Consider the following 20,012-nt stretch of genomic DNA (forward strand, 5'->3'; position numbering starts at 1 on the left):
TTGGAGCAGACTGTATCCATGGAAGCGAGCTGCATCATCAACCGAATGGGCAGACGATGCATTTCACCGGCAACAGTTTGCAGAAACCTCTGACACGGCGCCTGCTGCCGCTGGCCTATGCGCTGGCGGTGGCGATCGCGTTGATCATGGCGCTGACCTGGGGCGTGCTGCAGGTCCAGGTCACTCTCGCTGGTTTTCTCAACAGCGAGAGTGTCTGGTCCAAGGCGCAGAAACAGGCCGTGATCGACCTGGACAATTACGCGCTCAATGGCGACATCGCCGACCTGGCCGGTTTCCAGGACAATTACGGCTTGCTCGAAGCCGATCGCTGGGGGCGCGACGCGATCATCTCCGGCGACTTCAGCAAGGCAAGCATCACCCGGGTATTCGAACGCGGCAACATCATGCCGGCGGCACAGCCGGGCATGACCTTCATGCTGCAGCATTTCTCCGGCACTCCGCACATGCGCGAGGCACTTGCGGCCTGGCGCTCCACCGATACCTCGATCGCCGAACTCGGCACGATTGCGAGCGAGCTGCGTGCAGCGCACCGCGCAGGCGGGCCGACGGAAGCCGAGATCAAGCGGCAGCGCGATCGGATCAAGGCGCTCAATGCCTACATGGCGCCGCGCACGGAGCTGTTCTCGATCGAGATCGTGAAGGGTGCGGTGTGGCTGGGCGAACTGCTGTTCTGGGGCGTGCTGGGCGCGTTCCTGATCGCCGCGCTGCTGTGGCTGCGCATGGCGCGCCGCATCCTGGAAAGCATCCGCGGCACCGAGGAGCGCTACCGCCTGCTGTTCGACAGCGCGGCCGACGCGATCGTAATGGTCGACGAGGCCAGCGGGCGGATCCTGGACGTCAACCGCACCGCCGCGGCGTGGACCGGGCGCCGCGCGGACGAGCTTGTCGGCGACCGTTTCGTGCACCTGTTCGTGCAATCCATGGCGGGGCAGCAGGCCGGGCGGGCCGCCACCAATGCGCTGCTGGGTGCGGATGGCCATGCGCGTCCGGTGGAAACGCAGACCAGCCTGGCCAATTGGGGCAACCAGCCGGTGCGCCAGGCGATCATCCGCGACATCTCCGAGAGGGTGGCGATGGAGCGGGAACGCCGGATCGCCGCCGAGGCGCTGGCCAATATCGCCGAAGGCGTGATCATCGCCGACGCCGGGCGGCGGGTGATCTCGACCAATGCCGCGCATACCGAACTGACCGGCTTCACCAGCCAGTCGCTGCATGGCAAGCGCCTCGATGAGAGTCGCTGCCTGCCCGATGGCAAGCCGTTGCCGCAGTCGATCTGGGACAGTGTCACCGCCGGCCACAACTGGATGGGCGAAGTCCTGAGCACCCGCAGCGATGGCAGCAGCTATCCCGAGCACCTGAGCATCAGCGCGATTCGCGACGCCGAAGGCCAGGTGGCCTACTACGTCGCCGTGCTCACCGACATCCATGAGGCGAAGGCGAACCAGCACCGGCTGGAGTACATGGCGCGGCACGACCCGCTGACCGGCCTGGCCAACCGGGCGGAGTTCGAGCGGTACTGCGCCGCGGCGATCACGGTGGCCGAACGCGAGCGGCTGGCCGTGGTGGTGCTGTTCATCGACCTGGATGCCTTCAAGATCGTCAACGACAGCTACAGCCATGCGATCGGCGACCGCCTGCTGATGAAGGTGGCGGAGCGGATCCGCCGGCAGCTGTCCGAGGGCGACGTGGCCGGGCGCATCGGCGGCGACGAGTTCACCGTGCTGATCCCGCGGCTGATCCTGCGCGAGGACGCGCGGGCGATCGTCAGCCGTCTGCTCGGGACCTTGTCCGAGCCGCTGCTGGTGGACGATTACGAGATCGTGCTGAGCGCGAGCATCGGCGTGGCCAGCTATCCGCTGGACGGCGACAACGCGGCGGCACTGATCGCGAATGCCGACGCGGCGATGTATGCGGCGAAGACCGAGGAGCGCAATGCGTTCCGCTTCTATACGCCGATGATGCACGCCGATACCCGCCGGCGCCTGCAACTGGCCACCGAGCTGCGCCAGGCGCTGGCGCGCAACGAATTCCATCTGGTGTTCCAGCCCAGCGTGGAACTGCGCACCGGCCGCATCGTGGCGGTGGAGGCGCTGGTGCGCTGGCAGCACCCGGAGCGCGGCGAAGTGCTGCCGGCCGAATTCATTCCGGTGGCGGAAGGCCTGGGCCTGATCCGCCGCATCGACGAATGGGTGATGCAGGCCACCTGCGCGCAGATCCAGGCCTGGGACCTGGCCGGCGTGCCGCCGATCCGTGTGGCGGTGAACATTTCGGCGCGCTGGTTCGGCCACCCGGCCTTCGTCGACGGGGTCAGCCGGGCCCTGCAGTCGCGGCACCTGGCGGCGAACCGCCTGCTGCTGGAGATCACCGAGAGCGCGATGCTGCGTCTGGGCGACGACATCGAGCGCACCATGCAGACCCTGCACACGCTGGGCATCGAAGTGGCGATCGACGATTTCGGCACCGGCTACTCCTCGATGGCCTATCTCAAGCTGCCGGCGGTGGCCTACCTGAAGATCGACCGCTCCTTCGTCACCGGCCTGCCGGGCGATACCAACGACGCGGCGATCACCGAGGCGATGCTGGCGATGGCGAAAAGCCTCGGCCTGACCACGATTGCCGAAGGCATCGAGACCGAGGCACAGCATGATTTCCTGCTGCGCAGCGGCTGTGTCGAGGGGCAGGGCTACCTGTACTCCTATCCGTTGCGGCCCGAGGAAGTGCAGCACCTGCTGTGTCCGAACCAGCCACTGGTACCGGCAGCACGGCTGAAGCTGGTGCCGCCGAAGCGCGGCTGAGCCGGCACGCCGCGCACGGGCCGCCCGGGCGTCTTGATATGCATCAGGGCGCCCGGGCGGGTGTCGCGGGAGACTGCATGGAGTCCTCCACGCCGTGCACCTCATGTCCAGCAGCGAACCCGTTCCCGACGGCAGCAAATACGTCAGCCCGCAAGGCACCCGTGCGGTCAAGGGCGGCATTCGTCCGAACGCCGCCACCGGCGTGCCGGATGTCGATCGCAAGCCGCCGTGGCTGCGGGTCAAGCTGCCGGGCGGCGCGCAGTACGAGGCAGTGCACGAGATCGTGCGCAGCCACAAGCTGAATACGGTATGCGCCGAATCGAAGTGCCCGAACATCGCCGAGTGCTGGGGCCGCGGCACCGCCACGCTGATGCTGATGGGCTCGGTATGCACGCGCGCGTGCAAGTTCTGCTCGGTCAGCACCGGCAACCCGAACGGCTGGCTCGATCCGCTGGAACCGCTGCAGGTCGCCGACGCGGTGGCGCTGATGGGGCTGAAGTATGTGGTGCTGACCTCGGTCGATCGCGATGACCTGGCCGACGGCGGTGCGGCGCACTACGCCGCCTGCGTGCAGGCGATTCACCAGCGCTCGCCGCAGACCGCAGTGGAAGCGCTGACCCCGGACTTCGCCGGCGATCTCACGGCGGTTGCCACCGTGCTCGACGCCGGCCTGGTCACCTACGCGCAAAACATCGAGACGGTGGAACGGCTGACCCATCCCGTGCGCGATCCGCGCGCCGGTTATGCGCAGACGCTCGGCGTGCTGGCCTTCGCCAAGCGGCACGCGCCGAAAACGCTGACCAAGACCAGCCTGATGCTGGGCCTGGGCGAGACCGACGCGGAGGTCGAGCACACGCTGGACGATATACGCGGCGCCCACGTCGACGTCGTTACGCTGGGCCAGTACATGCGGCCCAGCCCGCATCACCTGCCGGTGCAGCGCTTCGTCACCCCGGACGAGTTCCGGCACTACCGCGAACTGGCGCTGAGCAAGGGTTTTCTGGAAGCGGTCGCCGGGCCGCTGGTGCGGTCGAGTTATCGCGCCGAGCGCGTGCTGGAACACAACAACCTGGGTTTGTGATTGGGCATGCGGCCAACCGGTACGCCGTTTCGTTGTTCGTTGGCATCAGGAGGTACCGCCATGTCACTGCCTGTTTCGCATCGTTTCCCGTTTCGTTCCCCTGCCGGAACGGATTCCGCCGGATCGGGAAGCGCCACCGTGGAAACCGCGGCTGCGCGGAGATCGCGCGAACTCCGGATCGAGCGCGAAAGGCTCATCGACGAGGAGCTTGCACAGAGTTTTCCCGCCAGCGATCCGCCGAGCTGGGTGCAGGGTGTGGCACCGCAGCCGCTGTAAGCGGATGCCATGAAGGGTTTATCAACAAGGATCAACGAGGAGTCATGTCATGGATACATCCATCTACCCGCAGGCCACCGCAGAGCTGGCGCACAAGCGCCGTGAACTGGCGCCGGAGCCGCTGAAGGCGTTCAAGGCGTTCAGCGCCGCGGTGTTTGCCGATGGCGCGCTGCCGAACGTCACCAAGCAGTTGATCGCGGTGGCGGTGGCGCACGTCACCCAATGCCCATACTGCATCAAGGGCCACACCGCCGAAGCCTTGAAGCAGGGGGCCAGCGAGCAGCAGATCATGGAAGCGATCTGGGTCGCTGCCGAGATGCGCGCGGGCGGTGCGTACGCGCATTCCACACTGGCGCTGGACGTGATGCAGCACGCGCACGAGGCAGCCTGAAATGGCCGCGCGCTTTGCCGCGGTATCGGACAGCATCCTCGACGCGGTGGGCGACACCCCGCTGCTGGAGGTCGAGGGCGTCTACGCCAAGGTCGAGTTTCTCAACCCCTCCGGTTCGATCAAGGCACGTATTGCGAAGTACATGATCGAGCGGGCGGAACACGAAGGCCTGCTGAAGCCCGGCGACACTATCGTGGAGGCGACCAGCGGCAACACCGGCAACGCGCTGTCGATGGTGGCGGCAGTGAAGGGTTACCGCATGCTGGTGGTGATGCCCGAGGGCATGTCCAGCGAGCGCGTGGCGATCTCGCGGGCCTACGGCGCGGAAGTGCTGTTCTGCGGCAACTTCCACGTCAACGAGGCACTGAAACGGGCGAAGGAGCTGGGCCAGCAACCGAACTATTTCGCGCCGAGCCAGTTCGAGTCGGAGTGGAACGTGGAGGAGAACCGGCTGATCCTCGGCCCGGAAATCCTCGCCCAGCTGCCGCCGGGCCGCACGCCCGATGCGCTGGTGCTGGGTGTCGGCACCGGCGGCACGCTGATCGGCGTGGGCCAGGCGTTCCGCGCGGTCAATCCGGACGTGCGGCTGTTCGCGATGGAGCCGTCCGAGTCGTGCACGATCCTGTGCGGCGAGATTGCCGCGCATACCATCGAGGGCATTTCGGACGGCTTCGTGCCGGGCATCTTCCAGCGCCACGCGGGGCTGGTGAACGAGGTGCTGAGTGTGTCCAGCACCAATGCCGTGGCCGAAATGAAACGGCTGGCGCGCACGTACGGATTGTTCTGCGGGCCGAGTTCCGGCGCGCATCTGCTGGCCGCCAAGCGCATCCGGCAGAACTTCCCGGAGCTGAAGACCGTGGTCACCGTGTTCTGCGACGAAGGCGAGAAATACCTGCACGAGTACTTCATGCAAGCCACCGCCGCCGACGTGGACGCGACGCACTTCCAGTGAAGTTGTTGCCTACAGCGGCGCGCAGTGCCGGTGCAGCCACTCCAGGTCGGCTTCGTCCAGCAGCGGGCTGAGCGCGGCGCGCACGCTGGCGTGGTAGTCGTCCAGCCAGGCGCGTTCCTCCGGGTTGAGCAGGCCCGGCTCCAGCGCACGGCGGTCGAACGGACACATCGTCAGCGTCTCGAAGGCGAGGAATTCGCCGAACTCGGTGCGGTCGGCCTCGACCACCACGGCCAGGTTCTCGTGGCGGATGCCGTGCCGGCCGGGCTTGTACAGGCCCGGTTCGATCGAGCTGATCATGCCCGGCTCCAGCGCCACCAGTGCGCCGCCGGCGACCGGCGGGCGAATCGACTGTGGACCCTCGTGCACGTTGAGGAAGTAGCCCACGCCGTGGCCGGTGCCGTGGCCGTAATCCATGCCCGAAGCCCACAGCGGCGCGCGCGCCAGCGCATCCAGCTGCGGGCCGCTGGCACCCTTCGGAAAGCGTGCGCGCGACAACCCGATCATGCCTTTCAGCACCAGGGTGGCGTCGCGACGTTGTTCCGCCGTGGTCTCGCCCAGCGCCAGCACGCGGGTGATATCGGTGGTGCCACCGAGGTACTGGCCGCCCGAATCGATCAGCAACAGGCCCTTCGCCTGCAGCGTGCTGTGCGATTCCGGCGTGGCGCGGTAGTGCGGCAGCGCGCCGTTCGCCTGGTAGCCGGCGATGGTGGCGAAGCTTTCGCCGACCCAGCCGGGCTGCGCCGAGCGTTCTTCGTGCAGCAGGGTGTCGACGTCGAGCTCGGTCACCGTCATGCCGGCGGCGAGGCGCTGTTCCAGCCGGCGGAAGCCGCGCACCAAGGCGGCGCCGTCGCGGCGCATCACGTCGCGGATATGGTCGAGTTCGGCGGCGCTCTTGACCGCCTTGAAGGCGGTGCTCGGATTGGCTGCCTCGATTTGGGTCACGCCTGACGGGATCGCCGCGGCGATCGCGCTGACCACCCGGCCACTGTCCAGCAGCAGGCGGTCGTTCGCGCCCAGCTCCTGCAGGGTCGAGGTGATCGAGGCGTAGTCGGCGATGGCGATGCCGTCGGCGGCCAGTTTCGCGACCAGCGCATCGCCGAGCTTGGCGCGACCGACGAACAGCGTGGCGCGCTGCTCTGCCTGCACCAGCAGGTGGGCCAGGAACACCGGATTGCACTCCACGTCGCTGCCGCGCAGGTTGGTCAGCCAGGCGATGTCGTCGAGGCTGGACAGCAAGTGATGGGTGGCGCCGAGCCGGTGCATCGCCTTGCGCAGGCGGACCAGCTTGTCGGCGCGCGGAATGCAGGCCCAAGCCAGGTCATGCTCGATCACCGGCGCCTGCGGCAGGGCCGGGCGGTCCGCCCAGGTCGCACCGGGCAGATCCAGGTCGGTGCGCACCGTGGCACCGCTGTCGGCAAGCCGGCGCTCGATCTGACGCTGAGTGGTCACGGCCACGCTGTCGCCGGCCACGGCCAGCACGTCGCCCTCGTGCAGATGCTGCTGCAGCCACTCGAGATGCTCGGGCGTGTGCGGCACGCGCAGCTTCATCAGGCTGATGCCGCTGCCGGCCAGCTGCTGCTCGGCCTGCGAGAAATAGCGCGAATCGGTCCACAGCCCGGCCTGCTCGCGGCTGACGATCAGGGTGCCGGCCGAACCGGTGAAGCCGGACAGCCATTCGCGCGCGGCCCAGTGGGCCGGCAGGTATTCGGACAGGTGCGGATCGGCACTGGGAACCAGCACCGCGGCGACGCCGTGCTGCTGCATGGCCGCTCGCAGAGCGGCGAGACGGGCGGGGATGGGGTTGTTCATCCGGTCATGCTAGCAGGCGGCCCGGGGCTGTTTCATCCGCGCAGAGGAGCCGGAGATGAACCAATCGCGACGAATTCTGCGTTGCCATCTCGCAGTGGAACGCTTCTGCAGCTAAAATGCCAATTTCCAGCACGGCTGCTTTCCATGACCCCCCTGATTTTCGTCACCGGCGGTGTGGTGTCCTCGCTTGGCAAGGGCATTGCTGCGGCGTCGCTCGCTTCCATTCTCGAAGCGCGCGGCCTTTCGGTCACCATGATGAAGCTCGATCCCTATATCAATGTGGATCCGGGCACGATGAGTCCGTTCCAGCACGGCGAGGTCTACGTGACCGACGACGGCGCCGAGACCGACCTCGACCTTGGCCACTACGAGCGCTTCGTGCGCACCCGCCTGACCGGCAAGAATTCGATCACCACCGGCAAGATCTACGAGAGCGTGATCCGCAAGGAGCGCCGCGGCGATTATCTTGGCGCTACCGTGCAGGTGATCCCGCACATCACCGACGAGATCAAGCACTGCATCCACGAGGCCACCCGCGGCTTCGACGTGGCGCTGGTGGAGATCGGCGGCACCGTGGGCGACATCGAATCGCTGCCGTTCCTGGAAGCGATCCGCCAGCTGCGCATCGAGCACGGCCCGGAGAAGGTGGTGTTCATGCACCTGACCCTGGTGCCGTTCATCAAGGCCGCCGGCGAACTGAAGACCAAGCCGACCCAGCATTCGGTGAAGGAACTGCGCTCGATCGGCATCCAGCCGGATATCCTGCTGTGCCGCTGCGAGCAGGCCCTGCCCGAGGGCGAGCGGCGCAAGATCGCGCTGTTCACCAACGTGCCCGAAAATGCCGTGATCAGTGCCGTCGACGTGGACGTCATCTACAAGCAGCCGTTGTGGCTGCACCAGCAGGGCCTGGACGACATCGTGGTGAAGAAGCTCGGCCTCGATGCCAAGCCCGCGGACCTGTCCGCGTGGCAGCGCACGGTCGACGCGGTGGAGCATCCGAAGGACGAGATCACCGTTGCCATCGTCGGCAAGTACGTCGAGCACAAGGATGCCTACAAGTCGCTGGGCGAGGCATTGCGCCACGGCGGCATCAAGCAGCAGACGCGGGTGAACCTGGACTGGATCGACTCCGAACAGGTCGAGGCCGAAGGCGCCGCCAAGGTGCTCGGCAAGGCCGACGCGATCCTGGTGCCTGGCGGTTTCGGCAAGCGCGGTTTCGAGGGCAAGATCCTCGCCGCGAAATATGCGCGTGAGCATGGCGTGCCGTATTTCGGCATCTGCTACGGCATGCACGCGGCGGTGATCGATTTCGCCCGCCACGTTGCCGGCCTGGCCGACGCCGATTCCAGCGAGAACGACCGCAACACGCCGAACCCGGTGATCGGCCTGATCACCGAGTGGACCACCGCCAGCGGCGAAGTCGAGCAGCGCAGCGACCGTTCCGACCTCGGCGGCACCATGCGCCTGGGCGCGCAGGAATGCCGCCTCAAGGCCGGCACGCTGGCGCGCGAACTGTACGGCCAGGACGTGGTGCGCGAGCGCCATCGCCATCGCTACGAATTCAACAACCGCTACCGCCAGCCGTTCGAGGACCTGGGCCTGGTGATCTCCGGCAAGTCGATGGACGACCTGCTGGTGGAGATCGTCGAGTTGCCGCGGCAGCAGCATCCGTGGTTCCTCGGCTGCCAGGCGCATCCGGAATTCACCTCGACCCCACGCGACGGCCACCCGCTGTTCATCGGTTTCGTACACGCCGCGCGCGAGTTCAAGGCCGTGCGCGGTGGCGAGAAGCTGGCCAGGGAGCACGTGGCATGAAGCTGTGCGGCTTCGATATCGGGCTGGATCAGCCGCTGTTCCTGATCGCCGGCCCGTGCGTGGTGGAGTCCGAACAACTGCAGCTGGACACTGCCGGCACGCTGAAGGAAATCACCGGGCGGCTCGGCATCCACTTCATCTTCAAGTCCAGCTTCGACAAGGCGAACCGCTCCTCCGGCGAGAGCTTCCGCGGGCCGGGGCTGGAAGAGGGGCTGCGCATCCTGGGCGAAGTGAAGCGGCAGATCGGCGTGCCGGTGCTCACCGACGTGCACGAATACACGCCGATGGACGAGGTGGCGTCGGTGGTCGACGTGCTGCAGACGCCGGCGTTCCTGTGCCGGCAGACCGACTTCATCCAGAAGGTGGCGCGCGCCGGCAAGCCGGTGAACATCAAGAAGGGCCAGTTCCTGGCGCCGTGGGACATGAAGCACGTGGTGGCCAAGGCCAAGGCCGTCGGCAACGACGACATCATGGTGTGCGAGCGCGGCGCCAGCTTCGGCTACAACAACCTGGTGTCGGACATGCGCTCGCTGAGCGTGATGCGCGATACGAACTGCCCGGTCGTGTTCGACGCCACCCATTCGGTGCAGTTGCCGGGCGGGCAGGGCGCCACGTCAGGTGGCCAGCGCGAATTCGTGCCGGTACTGGCGCGCGCCGCGGTGGCGGTCGGCGTGGCCGGCCTGTTCGCCGAGACGCATCCCGACCCCAGCAAGGCGCTCAGCGATGGCCCGAACGCGTGGCCGCTGGGCAAGATGGAGGCGCTGCTGGAAATCCTGCTGGAGCTGGATGCCGTGACCAAGCGGCACCGCTTCCTGGAGCAGGATGTTTCCTGAAACACCCGGGCGCAGCGATGCGCCCGTTCCAACTCATTCACCACCCAGGCAGACGGACACCGCATGAGCACCCAGATCACCCGCATCCACGCCCGTGAAATCCTCGACTCGCGCGGCAATCCCACGCTGGAAGCCGAAGTCACCCTGGCCGGCGGCGGCTTCGGCCGCGCCGCGGTGCCCAGCGGCGCGTCCACCGGTTCGCGCGAGGCGGTCGAACTGCGCGACGGCGACAAGTCGCGCTACGGCGGCAAGGGCGTGAAGAACGCGGTGGCGAACGTCAACACCACGATTGCCGATGCGCTGAAGGGTTTCGATGCGGCCGACCAGCAAGGCCTGGATGCGAAATTGATCGCGCTGGACGGCACGCCGAACAAGGGCAAGCTCGGTGCGAACGCGCTGCTCGGTGTGTCGATGGCTGCTGCTCACGCTACAGCTGCTTCCATGGGTGAGCCGCTATGGAAGTATCTGCAGTCGTCGCAGTTTCAGTTCCACGTTAGGGACGGGCGGGAACGCTTTACGACGCCTTCTGTAGGGCAGTTGCCGGTGCCGATGATGAACATCATTAACGGCGGCGCACATGCGGACAACAACGTCGATGTGCAGGAGTTCATGATACTGCCGGTCGGCATGCCGAGCTTCGCCGAGGCGCTGCGTGCCGGCGCGGAGATCTTCCATGCGCTGAAGAGCGTGCTGCACGGCCGTGGTCTCAGCACCGCGGTGGGCGACGAGGGCGGCTTCGCGCCGAATCTGCGCTCGAACGTCGAGGCGATCGACACCATCCTGGAGGCGATCGGCAAGACCGGCTACAAGGTCGGCAGCGAAATCCTGCTCGGCCTCGACGCGGCCAGTTCGGAGTTCTACAAGAACGGCAAGTACGACCTCGCCGGTGAAGGCAAGCAGTACAGCTCGGCGCAGTTCGTCGACCTGCTCGCCGGCTGGGCGAAGCAGTACCCGATCGTCACCATCGAGGACGGCATGGCCGAAGGCGACTGGGATGGCTGGAAGCTGCTCACCGATGCGATCGGCGATCGCATCCAGGTGGTCGGCGACGACCTGTTCGTGACCAACCCGGCGATCTTCCGCGAGGGCATCGAGAAGAAGATCGCGAACTCGATCCTGATCAAGGTGAACCAGATCGGCACGCTGTCCGAGACGCTGGAAGCGATCGCGATGGCCGACGCGGCGAAGTATTCGGCGGTGATCTCGCATCGCTCCGGCGAAACCGAAGACACCACCATCGCCGACATCGCGGTGGCCACCACGGCGACCCAGATCAAGACCGGCTCGCTGTGCCGCAGCGACCGCGTGGCGAAGTACAACCAGCTGCTGCGCATCGAGGAGGCGCTGGGTTCGGCCGCGCGCTACGCCGGTCGCAACGCCTTCCCGAACCTGACCCGCCTGCCGGGCTGAACGGCCACCCATGCTGCGCTGGATCGCCCTGGTTCTGATCCTGCTGCTGATCGGACTGCAGCTGAAGCTGTGGACCGGCAGCGGCAGCATGCACGAGGTGGACAGCTTGCGCGTGGCGGTGAAGAAACAGACCGACGAGAACGCGAAGCTGTTGCAGCGCAACCAGGCGGTCGGCGCCGACGTGCTGGACCTCAAGCATGGCGACCAGGCGGTCGAGGCGCGGGCGCGCACCGAACTGGGGCTGATCAAGCCGGGCGAAGTGTTCTACCAGGTGGTCGAGCAACCGGCCCGCGCCGGCAGCTCGTTGCCGCCACCGCCACCCGCCACGCCTGCCGGATCGCCATGAGCGCGCCGACGCTGTGGTGCGTGGTGCCGGCCGCAGGGCGCGGCACCCGGGTCGGCGGTGATTGCCCGAAACAATACCTGCCGCTGGCCGGGCGGCCGCTGATCGCACACACGCTGGAACGGCTCGCCGCGCATCCGCGGATCGGCGGCCTGCTGGTAACGCTGGCTGCTGGCGATGCGCACTGGTCCGGCATCGACACGCTCTACGGCAAGCCGGTGCTGACCGCGATCGGCGGGGCCGAGCGCAGCGATTCGGTGCTGGCCGGGATCGACGCGTTGCCCGCGTCGGTGGGTGCAGGCGATTTCGTGCTGGTGCACGACGCCGCGCGACCATGCGTGCGGCTGGCCGATATCGGCAAGTTGATCGAACTGGCCGGCGCGGCGGACGGCGGCCTGCTGGGCGCGCCGCTGCGCGACGCGCTGAAGCGGGCGAATACGGCCGGCCGCAGCGAGCTGACCGAGTCGCGCGACCTGCGTTGGCGTGCCTTCACGCCGCAAATGTTCCGGCGTGGTCAACTGGCGGCGGCGCTGCGCGACGCGGCACGGCGCGGCGTGAACGTCAGCGACGAGGCGATGGCGATGGAGCAGGCCGGCTTCGCGCCGTTGCTGGTCGAGGGCGCCGAGGACAACATCAAGGTAACCACGGCAGCGGATTTCGCGCTGGCCGAGTTCCTGCTTTCAAGGACAGCATGATGCGCATAGGCCAGGGTTTCGACGTGCATGCATTCGGCGAGGGCGACCACGTCACCTTGGGCGGCGTGCGCGTGCCGCATCGCCGCGGCGTGGTGGCGCATTCGGACGGCGACGTGGTGATCCATGCGCTGTGCGACGCGATCTTCGGCGCACTGGCGCTGGGCGACATCGGCCAGCATTTTCCACCCACGGACGAGCGCTGGCGCGATGCCGACAGCCGCCAGTTCCTGCGCCACGCGGCGATGCTGATGGCGCAGCACGGCTACGCGCTGGGCAATGCCGACATCACCGTGATCGGCGAGGCGCCGAAGGTCGGTCCGCATGCGCAGGCGATGCGCGAGAATCTCGCCGCCGACTTGGACAGCGAGATCGGCCGCATCAGCGTCAAGGCCACCACCACCGAGAAACTCGGCTTCTGCGGCCGGGGCGAGGGGATCGCCGCGCAGGCGTGCGTCCTGCTGGAGCGCGCGTGAGCGAAGTAGAGGCCCGCAGCGCCGCCAGCCGGCTGCACGACCAGCTCGAAGCCATCGTCGAGGTGCTGCGCCGGCACGACGACGAGAGCCCGCTGCCGGCCGAATCGCAGGCCGAATTGCGCCGGCAGCTGGACGAGCTGCATCCGGCCGACATCGCGTTCATCCTCGAATCGCTGCCGCTGGACGATCGCCTGGCGGTCTGGCAGCTGGTCAAGGCCGACCGCGACGGCGAGATCCTGCTGGAAGTGTCCGACGCAGTGCGCGAATCGCTGATCGCGGACATGGACCGCCACGAGATCCTCGCCGCGGTCGAGCCGCTGGACGCGGACGAGCTGGCCGACTTGGTCGAGGACCTGCCGACCGCGATGCTGCCGGAGCTGATGGCGAGCCTGGACACGCAGCAGCGCGAGCAGGTGCAGTCGGCGCTGTCCTACGAGGACGACCAGGTCGGCGCTCTGATGGACTTCGAGATGGTCACCATCCGCGAGGACGTGAGCCTGGAAGTGGTGCTGCGCTACCTGCGCCGCTGGGACGAGCTGCCGGCGCAGACCGACAAGCTGTTCGTGATCAACCAGGACAACCTGCTCACCGGCGTATTGCCGCTGCACTGGCTGCTGGTGAATTCGCCGGAGAAGATGGTCAGCGCGGTGATGGCGCCGGACGTCAATACCTTCCACCCCACCGACGACGCATACGACGTGGCGCAGGCGTTCGAGCGCTACGACCTGGTGACCGCGCCGGTGGTCGACGAGCGCGGCCACCTGATCGGGCGCATCACCATCGACGCGATGGTCGACGTGATCCGCGAGGAAGGCGAGAGCGAAGCGCTCAGCCGCGGCGGCCTGCGCGAGGAGGAGGACATCTTCGCCTCGGTCTGGGCCTCGCTGAAGAACCGTTGGTCGTGGCTGGCGATCAACCTGGTCACCGCCTTCATCGCCTCGCGCGTGATCGGCCTGTTCGAGGGCTCGATCGAACGGCTGGTGGCGCTGGCGGCGCTGATGCCGATCGTGGCCGGCATCGGCGGCAACTCCGGCAACCAGACCATCACCATGATCGTGCGCGCGCTGGCGCTGAACCAGATCACCGCCGAAAGCGCGAAGCGGCTGTGGCGCAAGGAGCTGACCGTGTCGCTGCTGAACGGGCTGGTCTGGGGTGGCGTGATCGGCATCGTGGCGTGGCTGCTGTACGACAGCGTCTCGCTGGGCCTGGTGATGACCGCCGCGATGACGCTGAACCTGCTGCTGGCGGCGTTCGCCGGCGTCGGCATCCCGGTGCTGATGACGAAGTTCGGCCGCGACCCGGCGCTGGGCTCCAGCGTACTGATCACCGCGATGACCGACAGCGGCGGTTTCTTCATCTTCCTTGGCCTGGCCACCATCTTTCTGATGTGATGCCGGCCTGACCCGAGTGCCGGCGCGACCGGTGGAGTGCCATGTCCGAATCCGAACTTGCCCAGGCCCCGCTGCCATGGGCCTACGGCGCCCCACCGCTGCAGGCGCGGTTGCGCAGCACGCCGGAGGATTTCCAGGTCGAGGAGATTCTCGGCTACGACGCCGACGGTGCCGGCGAGCACGCCTTGCTGTGGGTGGAAAAGCGCGGCGCGAATACCGACTGGGTCGCGCGCGAGCTGGCGAAATTCGCCGGCGTGCCGCAGGTCGCAGTCGGCTATGCGGGCATGAAGGATCGCCACGCGGTGACCCGGCAGACGTTCTCGGTGCAACTGGCCGGCAAGCCCGACCCGGACTGGTCGGCGTTTCCGCACGCGGAAGTGAAGGTGCTGGCGGCGACGCGGCATTCGCGCAAGCTCAAACGCGGCGCGTTGCGCGGCAACCGTTTCGTGCTGGTGCTGCGCGAAGTACAGGGTAATCGCGAGGCGGCCGAGCAGGTGCTGACGCAAATCGCCGCGCGCGGGGTGCCGAATTACTACGGCGAGCAGCGCTTCGGCCGCGAGGGCGGCAACGTGGCGCAGGCACGGGCGATGTTCGGCGGGCGCCGGGTGGATCGCGACAAGCGGTCGTTCCTGCTGTCGGCGGCACGCTCGCAGATCTTCAACAGCGTGCTGGCGGCACGGGTCGAACGCGGCGCCTGGGACAGCCCGCTGGATGGCGAGATCTGGTCGCTGGCCGGCTCGCGCTCGTGGTTCGGGCCGGAACCGTTCACCGGGCTGCTGGCTGAGCGGCTGGCCCGCGCCGACATCCATCCGTCCGGCCCGTTGTGGGGGCAGGGCGAGCCGCCGAGCCAGGGCGAGGCGGGCGCGCTGGAGCGCGAAGTCGGCGCGGCGAACGACGACTTGGCCGCCGGCCTGGCGGCGGCACGGATGGATCAGGAACGCCGCCCGCTGCGGTTGCTGCCGAAGGACCTGCGCTGGCACTGGCAGGGCGACGACGCGCTGGAACTGTCGTTCGAGTTGCCGGCCGGCGCGTACGCCACGGTGGTCGTGCGCGAACTGGCCTCGATCGCGTAGTCAGCCCTTGAGCAGAACGACCACCGCGCCGGTGCCGCCGAGCGCCGGTCGCGCCGAAGCAAACGCGATCACGTCATCGCGCCGACGCAGCATGCGGTCGGTAAGGCCTTTCAGCACCGGCCCGGCGGCTTTCGAGCGCAGGCCCTTGCCGTGCACGATGCGCACGCAGCGCAGGCCATGCTGTTTCGCCTCGGCCAGGAAGGCGACGATGCTGGCCTGCGCTGCGGCGGCGTTCATCTGGTGCAGGTCGAGGTCGTCCTGCACGCTGAACTGGCCGCGCTTGAGCTGGCGCAGCAGCTTCGGCGGGTAGCCGTCGCGCAGGTAACCCAGCTCCTCGCCCACCTCAAGCAGGGCCGGGTCGAACGCCATGTCCAGCAATTCGCCGGGCACCGCGGCTTCGTCCGCTTCAAGCATGTGCGGGTGCGGTGCGGGTTTCGCGGATGCCGGTGGCGGCGGCGTCGGAGCGAGCGGGCGCACGTCACCGATCGCCTCGCGGAACAGGCGGCTGTCGTCGTCGTTGATCGGTGCGGGTGCGCGGCGCTTCATCCATCCATGCTAACCAATGCCGCGGATCCGCGGCGAATGGGCGCGAACGGCGCATGATCGGCGTGAAACCGGCGGCACGCTCCGGTAGACTTCAGGGAGTGAAAGGCGCGCTGTCGTGAGACGAAGGGCGCGCCCGCAGTCAGCTTTCGACGGAGCATCATGCGAGTTCTGGTCAGTAACGACGATGGCGTGGATGCACCTGGCATCCGCGTGCTTGCCGAGCGCCTCGGTGAAGTGGCCCAGGTGACGGTGGTGGCGCCTGATCGCGATCGTTCCGGCGCCAGCAATTCGCTCACGCTCGATGCGCCGTTGCGTGTGCTGCCGATGGGCAACGGCTTCTATCGAGTCGCCGGTACGCCGACCGATTGCGTGCACCTGGCGCTGGCCGGGTTGCTGGACGAAGAGCCCGACATGGTCGTGTCCGGCATCAACAACTCGGCGAACCTCGGCGACGACGTGATCTATTCCGGCACGGTGTCGGCGGCGATGGAAGGGCGTTTCCTGGGATTGCCGGCGATCGCGGTGTCGCTGGTCAGCCATGACCACAAGGGCATGCATTACGACTCGGCGGCGAAAGCGGTTCTGCTGCTGATGCAGCGCCTGCTGGTCGATCCGCTGCCGGCCGACACCATCCTCAACGTCAACGTGCCGGATCGGCCGTGGGCACAGATCGAAGGCTTCGAGGTCACCCGGCTGGGGCGGCGTCACCGCTCCGCGCCGTGCATCGCGCAGACCGATCCGCGCGGGCGGCCGATCTGGTGGATCGGTCCGGCCGGCGAGGTGGACGATGCCGGCCCCGGCACCGATTTCAATGCCGTGCGGCGCGGCTTTGTTTCCGTCACGCCGATCCATGTCGACCTGACCCGGTTCCAGGCGCTGGAGAAGGTCAGCAGCTGGATGCAGCCGTTGAGTGACGCGATGGCGGTGAGCCGGACCAACGACGACGAGGCGGCCTGAGCCATGACCATGTATCCATTGCCTGCCGCGGACTTGAAGGGCGAGGGGATGACCTCGCAACGCGCACGCGATCGCCTTGCGGCGACTCTGAAGGACGGCGGCATCCGCGATCTGCGCGTGATCGAGGTGATCCGCAACCTGCCGCGCCATCACTTCATCGACCAGGCGCTGCATTCGCGCGCCTATGAGAACGACGCGCTGCCGATCGGCCACGGCCAGACCATCTCGCAACCATGGGTGGTGGCGCGCATGACCGAGGCGCTGCTGGAATTCGGCATGCCGCAGAAGGTGCTGGAGATCGGCACCGGCTCCGGTTACCAGGCGGCGGTGCTGGCCGCGCTGGTGCCGCAGGTGTTCACGGTGGAACGGATCGAGGCCCTGCTGCGCCAGGCGCGCCGGCGCTTCCGCCAACTCGGCCTGACCAACCTGCGTTCGCGCTACGACGACGGCAAACTCGGCTGGCCGGACGAGGCGCCGTTCGACGCGATCATCCTCACCGCCGCCGGCGACACCATTCCCACCCGCATCCTCGACCAGCTCAGCCCCACCGGCGTGCTGGTGGCGCCGGTCGGCTCGCCCAGCCGGCAGACGCTGATCCGCATGCGCGGCGACGGCCAGGGCGATTTCATCCAGGAGGAACTGGGCGCGGTCAGTTTCGTGCCGCTGCTGGGCGGGATCGGCTGATGCGTCTGTTCGGGGCACTTTATGCGCGTGCGCTAGCCTGGGCACGCGAGCCAAGGGCGCTGTATTACCTGTCCGGGCTGAGTTTCGTCGAGTCGTTCATCTTCCCGATTCCGCCGGAAGTGATGCTGGCGCCGATGATGCTGGGCAAGCGGCACAAGGCGTTCTTCTTCGCGAACATCAGCCTGCTGTTCTCGCTGCTGGGCGCGCTGGTGGGCTACGTGCTGGGGCATTGGGCGTTCCATGCGCTGCGGCCGGTACTCGACACGCTGCACTTGCTGGCACCGATCGAGCAGGGCGTGGCGACCTTGAGCAGGCAGATGGTCGAGCATCACTGGGGCATGTACGGCGTGCTGATCCTGGCTGCGTTGCAGCCGGTGGTGCCGATGAAGTTCGTCACCTGGGCCTGCGGCATCATCGGCGTGCCGATCCTGCCGTTCCTGGCCTGCATCGGGCTCGGCCGCGGCAAGCGTGTGTGGTTGCTGGCGTTGTTGATTCGCCTGTTCGGCGAGCGCGCCGAGCGGATTCTGCACAAGTACGTCGAATGGATCGGCTGGGCCGCGCTGGTCGCGCTGGCCCTGCTGCTGGTGTGGTGGTTCTGGCTGCATTGAGCGGCGCTGTCCGGGGGAGCGACGTCGCATGAAAAAGACTGCCCGCCTCGGTATGCTGGTGCGCATGGATCGATATCTTCAGTGGTGCGCAACTCTGGCCGTGACCTTGCTGCTTGCCGCCTGCGGCACCATGCGCAGCTCGGTCGTGGTGGAACCGGCAGCCGGCGGCTATTACGACCACCGCCCCGCCACCGGCGTGGCGGTACCGGCCCGCACACCGATTCCCGGCGGCAGCTACGCGGTGACGAAGGGCGACACGCTGTACTCGATCGCGTTCCGCAAGGGCGTGGACTTCCGTGATCTGGCGCAGTGGAACGGAGTGGCCGCGCCGTACACGATCTGGCCGGGACAGCGGCTGACCCTTTCACCGCCGACGAAGGGCGCCGCCGCACCGGTGGCTGCCGCGCCGAGCCGTGCCGGCGGCGCGTCCGTGGCGTCGGCACCCTCGACGTCATCAGCACCGGTATTCGAGCCGGTTGCAGCGCCGACTACGCCGCCGCCGACCAATCCATCTGCGGCCACCGCCGCGACGAACGTGCCGGCTGCATCCTCGGCCAGCCTGCCACCAGCGGCCAAGCCTGCCGTGCCGGCCGTCGCGGCGACGACCACGACGGTAGTGCCGGTAGCGGGCATGCCGGCTGCCGTGCCGGCGACCATGCCGCCACCGGCGCCGGTGGCAGCGGGTGCGTCACGTGCGGTCAGCGGCGTGCAATGGCGCTGGCCGGCCGATGGCAGCCTGGCTGGCCGTTTCCAGAGTGGCGACGCGATTCCCGGCATCGAGATCGCGGGCAAGTCCGGTGACCCGGTGCGCGCTGCCGCCGATGGTGTGGTGGTGTACAGCGGCAATGGCCTGGTCGGCTACGGCGAGCTGGTGATCATCAAGCACAACGACAGCTTCCTGTCCGCTTATGGTCACAACCGCAAGCGCCTGGTCAAGGAAGGCCAACGGGTCAGTGGCGGTCAGCAGATCGCCGAGATGGGTTCGACCGGCAGCACCCGCAACGAGCTGGAATTCCAGATCCGCAAGGACGGCAATCCGGTCGACCCGCTGGGCTATCTGCCGCCGCGTTGATGGCGGCGTGGATTGACCGGAATCGTGCCGCGTCGAGGATCAGGCCGGCGGCAGGATGAATCCGGCGACGACCCGGCGCCCTTCACCAGCCAGCAGGTTGTAGGTGCGTGCGGCGGCGGCGTTGTCCATCACTTCGATGCCGATGCCCTTGCGCAGGAAACCGGCGATGAAGGCGGCAGCCGGAAACACCTGGCGCTCGCCGGTGCCCAGGATCACCAGTTCGGGTTGCAGCGCCAGCAGGGCCTCGACGTGGCTGGCATCCAGTGTGCCGGCGGCGGTGATCGGCCAGTTCTCGATCGCCCGATCGGGCGCGAGCAGGAAACTGCTGGTGAGCTCGCGATCGATCAGGGTGACCCCACGCGCGCCGACGCGGCGCACGTAGAGATAGCCTTCGGGACGTTCGAGCGACAGGTCCATCAGCGTGGCAGGGCGATCTTCGGCTCGTCGGCGTTGCGGCGGAACAGCACGACGACATGGCCGATCTGGTGGATCTTTTCGGCCGCGGTGCCCGAGGTCAGCACGTCGATTTGCGCCTGCCGTTCGTCCTTGTCGCCACCGGACAACTTCACCTTGACCAGTTCATGGATGCCCAACGCCTGGTCCAGTTCCTTGACCACGGCTTCGGTGGCCCCCTTGTTGCCAAGCAGGACCACCGGGCTCAGATCATGGGCGAGGCTGCGCAGGTAGCGGATCTGCGAGGAGGAAAGGGCCATGCGCTGGTGCTCGATTCGCGGTAAATGAACGGCAAAGGGTATCATGCGCCATCCCGTTCCCCAATCGACGACTG

At 67.5% G+C, this 20,012-nt stretch carries 21 protein-coding genes; 17 read left to right on the forward strand and 4 right to left on the reverse strand.

The features are described from left to right. The first annotated feature begins 56 nt into the window (after nt 1-56). From ASG75_RS02315 to ASG75_RS02335, 5 genes are all read left to right on the forward strand, one after another. The gene (locus ASG75_RS02315; RefSeq protein WP_056385341.1) at nt 57-2,816 is read left to right on the forward strand and encodes an EAL domain-containing protein; all 2,760 of its coding nucleotides are present in this window, start codon (nt 57-59) and stop codon (nt 2,814-2,816) included. Between the two features lie 103 nt (nt 2,817-2,919). Beyond that, on the forward strand, nt 2,920-3,897 hold the full coding sequence (gene lipA, locus ASG75_RS02320; RefSeq protein ID WP_056385344.1) for a lipoyl synthase: 978 nt from the start codon (nt 2,920-2,922) through the stop codon (nt 3,895-3,897). A 60-nt stretch (nt 3,898-3,957) separates the two neighbouring features. Continuing rightward, entirely contained in the window at nt 3,958-4,173 is a 216-nt protein-coding gene (locus tag ASG75_RS02325; protein ID WP_056385346.1) for a hypothetical protein, read from the forward strand. Between the two features lie 49 nt (nt 4,174-4,222). After that, on the forward strand, nt 4,223-4,564 hold the full coding sequence (locus ASG75_RS02330) for a carboxymuconolactone decarboxylase family protein (protein WP_056385347.1): 342 nt from the start codon (nt 4,223-4,225) through the stop codon (nt 4,562-4,564). A 1-nt stretch (nt 4,565) separates the two neighbouring features. Further along, on the forward strand, nt 4,566-5,516 hold the full coding sequence (locus ASG75_RS02335) for a cysteine synthase family protein (RefSeq protein ID WP_056385349.1): 951 nt from the start codon (nt 4,566-4,568) through the stop codon (nt 5,514-5,516). A gap of 9 nt (nt 5,517-5,525) precedes the next feature. Here the strand turns inward: ASG75_RS02335 and ASG75_RS02340 are convergent, their stop codons facing one another. Then, entirely contained in the window at nt 5,526-7,325 is a 1,800-nt protein-coding gene (locus ASG75_RS02340; RefSeq protein WP_056385351.1) for an aminopeptidase P family protein, read from the reverse strand. Between the two features lie 144 nt (nt 7,326-7,469). Here ASG75_RS02340 and ASG75_RS02345 point away from each other — a divergent pair, with 144 nt between their 5' ends. The 8 genes from ASG75_RS02345 (at nt 7,470) to truD (ending at nt 15,358) form a co-directional block, all read left to right on the forward strand. Next, nucleotides 7,470-9,140, forward strand: a complete 1,671-nt coding sequence (locus ASG75_RS02345) for a CTP synthase (protein ID WP_056385353.1) — start codon at nt 7,470-7,472, stop codon at nt 9,138-9,140. Further along, on the forward strand, nt 9,137-9,973 hold the full coding sequence (gene kdsA, locus ASG75_RS02350) for a 3-deoxy-8-phosphooctulonate synthase (protein WP_056385355.1): 837 nt from the start codon (nt 9,137-9,139) through the stop codon (nt 9,971-9,973). The genes ASG75_RS02345 and kdsA overlap by 4 nt, the downstream gene beginning before the upstream one ends. A gap of 63 nt (nt 9,974-10,036) precedes the next feature. Further along, the gene (gene eno / locus ASG75_RS02355; RefSeq protein ID WP_056385357.1) at nt 10,037-11,383 is read left to right on the forward strand and encodes a phosphopyruvate hydratase; all 1,347 of its coding nucleotides are present in this window, start codon (nt 10,037-10,039) and stop codon (nt 11,381-11,383) included. A gap of 10 nt (nt 11,384-11,393) precedes the next feature. After that, nucleotides 11,394-11,729 carry a cell division protein FtsB gene (gene ftsB / locus ASG75_RS02360; RefSeq protein ID WP_056385358.1) on the forward strand — a complete coding sequence of 112 codons (336 nt, stop codon included), beginning with the start codon at nt 11,394-11,396 and terminating at the stop codon, nt 11,727-11,729. Further along, the gene (gene ispD / locus ASG75_RS02365) at nt 11,726-12,421 is read left to right on the forward strand and encodes a 2-C-methyl-D-erythritol 4-phosphate cytidylyltransferase (RefSeq protein WP_056385360.1); all 696 of its coding nucleotides are present in this window, start codon (nt 11,726-11,728) and stop codon (nt 12,419-12,421) included. Before ftsB ends, ispD begins: the two co-directional genes overlap by 4 nt. Then, nucleotides 12,421-12,894: a 2-C-methyl-D-erythritol 2,4-cyclodiphosphate synthase gene (gene ispF / locus ASG75_RS02370; protein ID WP_056385362.1), complete on the forward strand. Its 474-nt coding sequence runs from the start codon at nt 12,421-12,423 to the stop codon at nt 12,892-12,894. Before ispD ends, ispF begins: the two co-directional genes overlap by 1 nt. Beyond that, the gene (mgtE, locus tag ASG75_RS02375) at nt 12,891-14,285 is read left to right on the forward strand and encodes a magnesium transporter (protein WP_056385364.1); all 1,395 of its coding nucleotides are present in this window, start codon (nt 12,891-12,893) and stop codon (nt 14,283-14,285) included. Before ispF ends, mgtE begins: the two co-directional genes overlap by 4 nt. Before the next feature lie 41 nt (nt 14,286-14,326). Beyond that, on the forward strand, nt 14,327-15,358 hold the full coding sequence (truD, locus tag ASG75_RS02380; RefSeq protein ID WP_056385366.1) for a tRNA pseudouridine(13) synthase TruD: 1,032 nt from the start codon (nt 14,327-14,329) through the stop codon (nt 15,356-15,358). On the opposite strand, the gene ASG75_RS02385 is transcribed toward truD, so the two are convergent. After that, the gene (locus tag ASG75_RS02385; RefSeq protein WP_056385368.1) at nt 15,359-15,904 is read right to left on the reverse strand and encodes a Smr/MutS family protein; all 546 of its coding nucleotides are present in this window, start codon (nt 15,902-15,904) and stop codon (nt 15,359-15,361) included. 159 nt (nt 15,905-16,063) lie between these two features. Between ASG75_RS02385 and surE the strand changes: the two genes are divergently transcribed. From surE to ASG75_RS02405, 4 genes are read left to right on the forward strand one after another with little or no spacing between them, the layout of a single operon-like run. Next, complete coding sequence (gene surE / locus ASG75_RS02390) at nt 16,064-16,861, forward strand: 5'/3'-nucleotidase SurE (RefSeq protein ID WP_056385370.1); 798 nt, start codon at nt 16,064-16,066, stop codon at nt 16,859-16,861. Nucleotides 16,862-16,864: 3 nt separating this feature from the next. Continuing rightward, nucleotides 16,865-17,545 (forward strand): protein-L-isoaspartate(D-aspartate) O-methyltransferase, encoded by a 681-nt coding sequence (locus ASG75_RS02395; RefSeq protein ID WP_056385372.1) that lies wholly within the window; start codon nt 16,865-16,867, stop codon nt 17,543-17,545. Continuing rightward, a complete protein-coding gene (locus tag ASG75_RS02400) occupies nt 17,545-18,153 on the forward strand; it encodes a VTT domain-containing protein (protein ID WP_056385374.1) in 609 nt (202 codons plus the stop codon). Before ASG75_RS02395 ends, ASG75_RS02400 begins: the two co-directional genes overlap by 1 nt. A gap of 52 nt (nt 18,154-18,205) precedes the next feature. Next, nucleotides 18,206-19,225 (forward strand): peptidoglycan DD-metalloendopeptidase family protein, encoded by a 1,020-nt coding sequence (locus ASG75_RS02405; protein WP_056385375.1) that lies wholly within the window; start codon nt 18,206-18,208, stop codon nt 19,223-19,225. Nucleotides 19,226-19,264: 39 nt separating this feature from the next. Here ASG75_RS02405 and ASG75_RS02410 read toward each other — a convergent pair whose 3' ends face one another. Then, nucleotides 19,265-19,642: an Mth938-like domain-containing protein gene (locus ASG75_RS02410; protein WP_056385377.1), complete on the reverse strand. Its 378-nt coding sequence runs from the start codon at nt 19,640-19,642 to the stop codon at nt 19,265-19,267. Next, on the reverse strand, nt 19,642-19,938 hold the full coding sequence (yhbY, locus tag ASG75_RS02415) for a ribosome assembly RNA-binding protein YhbY (protein ID WP_056385379.1): 297 nt from the start codon (nt 19,936-19,938) through the stop codon (nt 19,642-19,644). The genes ASG75_RS02410 and yhbY overlap by 1 nt, the downstream gene beginning before the upstream one ends. Between the last annotated feature and the right edge of the window lie 74 nt (nt 19,939-20,012).

It is taken from the genome of Rhodanobacter sp. Soil772 (assembly GCF_001428385.1).
Lineage (GTDB): Bacteria > Pseudomonadota > Gammaproteobacteria > Xanthomonadales > Rhodanobacteraceae > Rhodanobacter.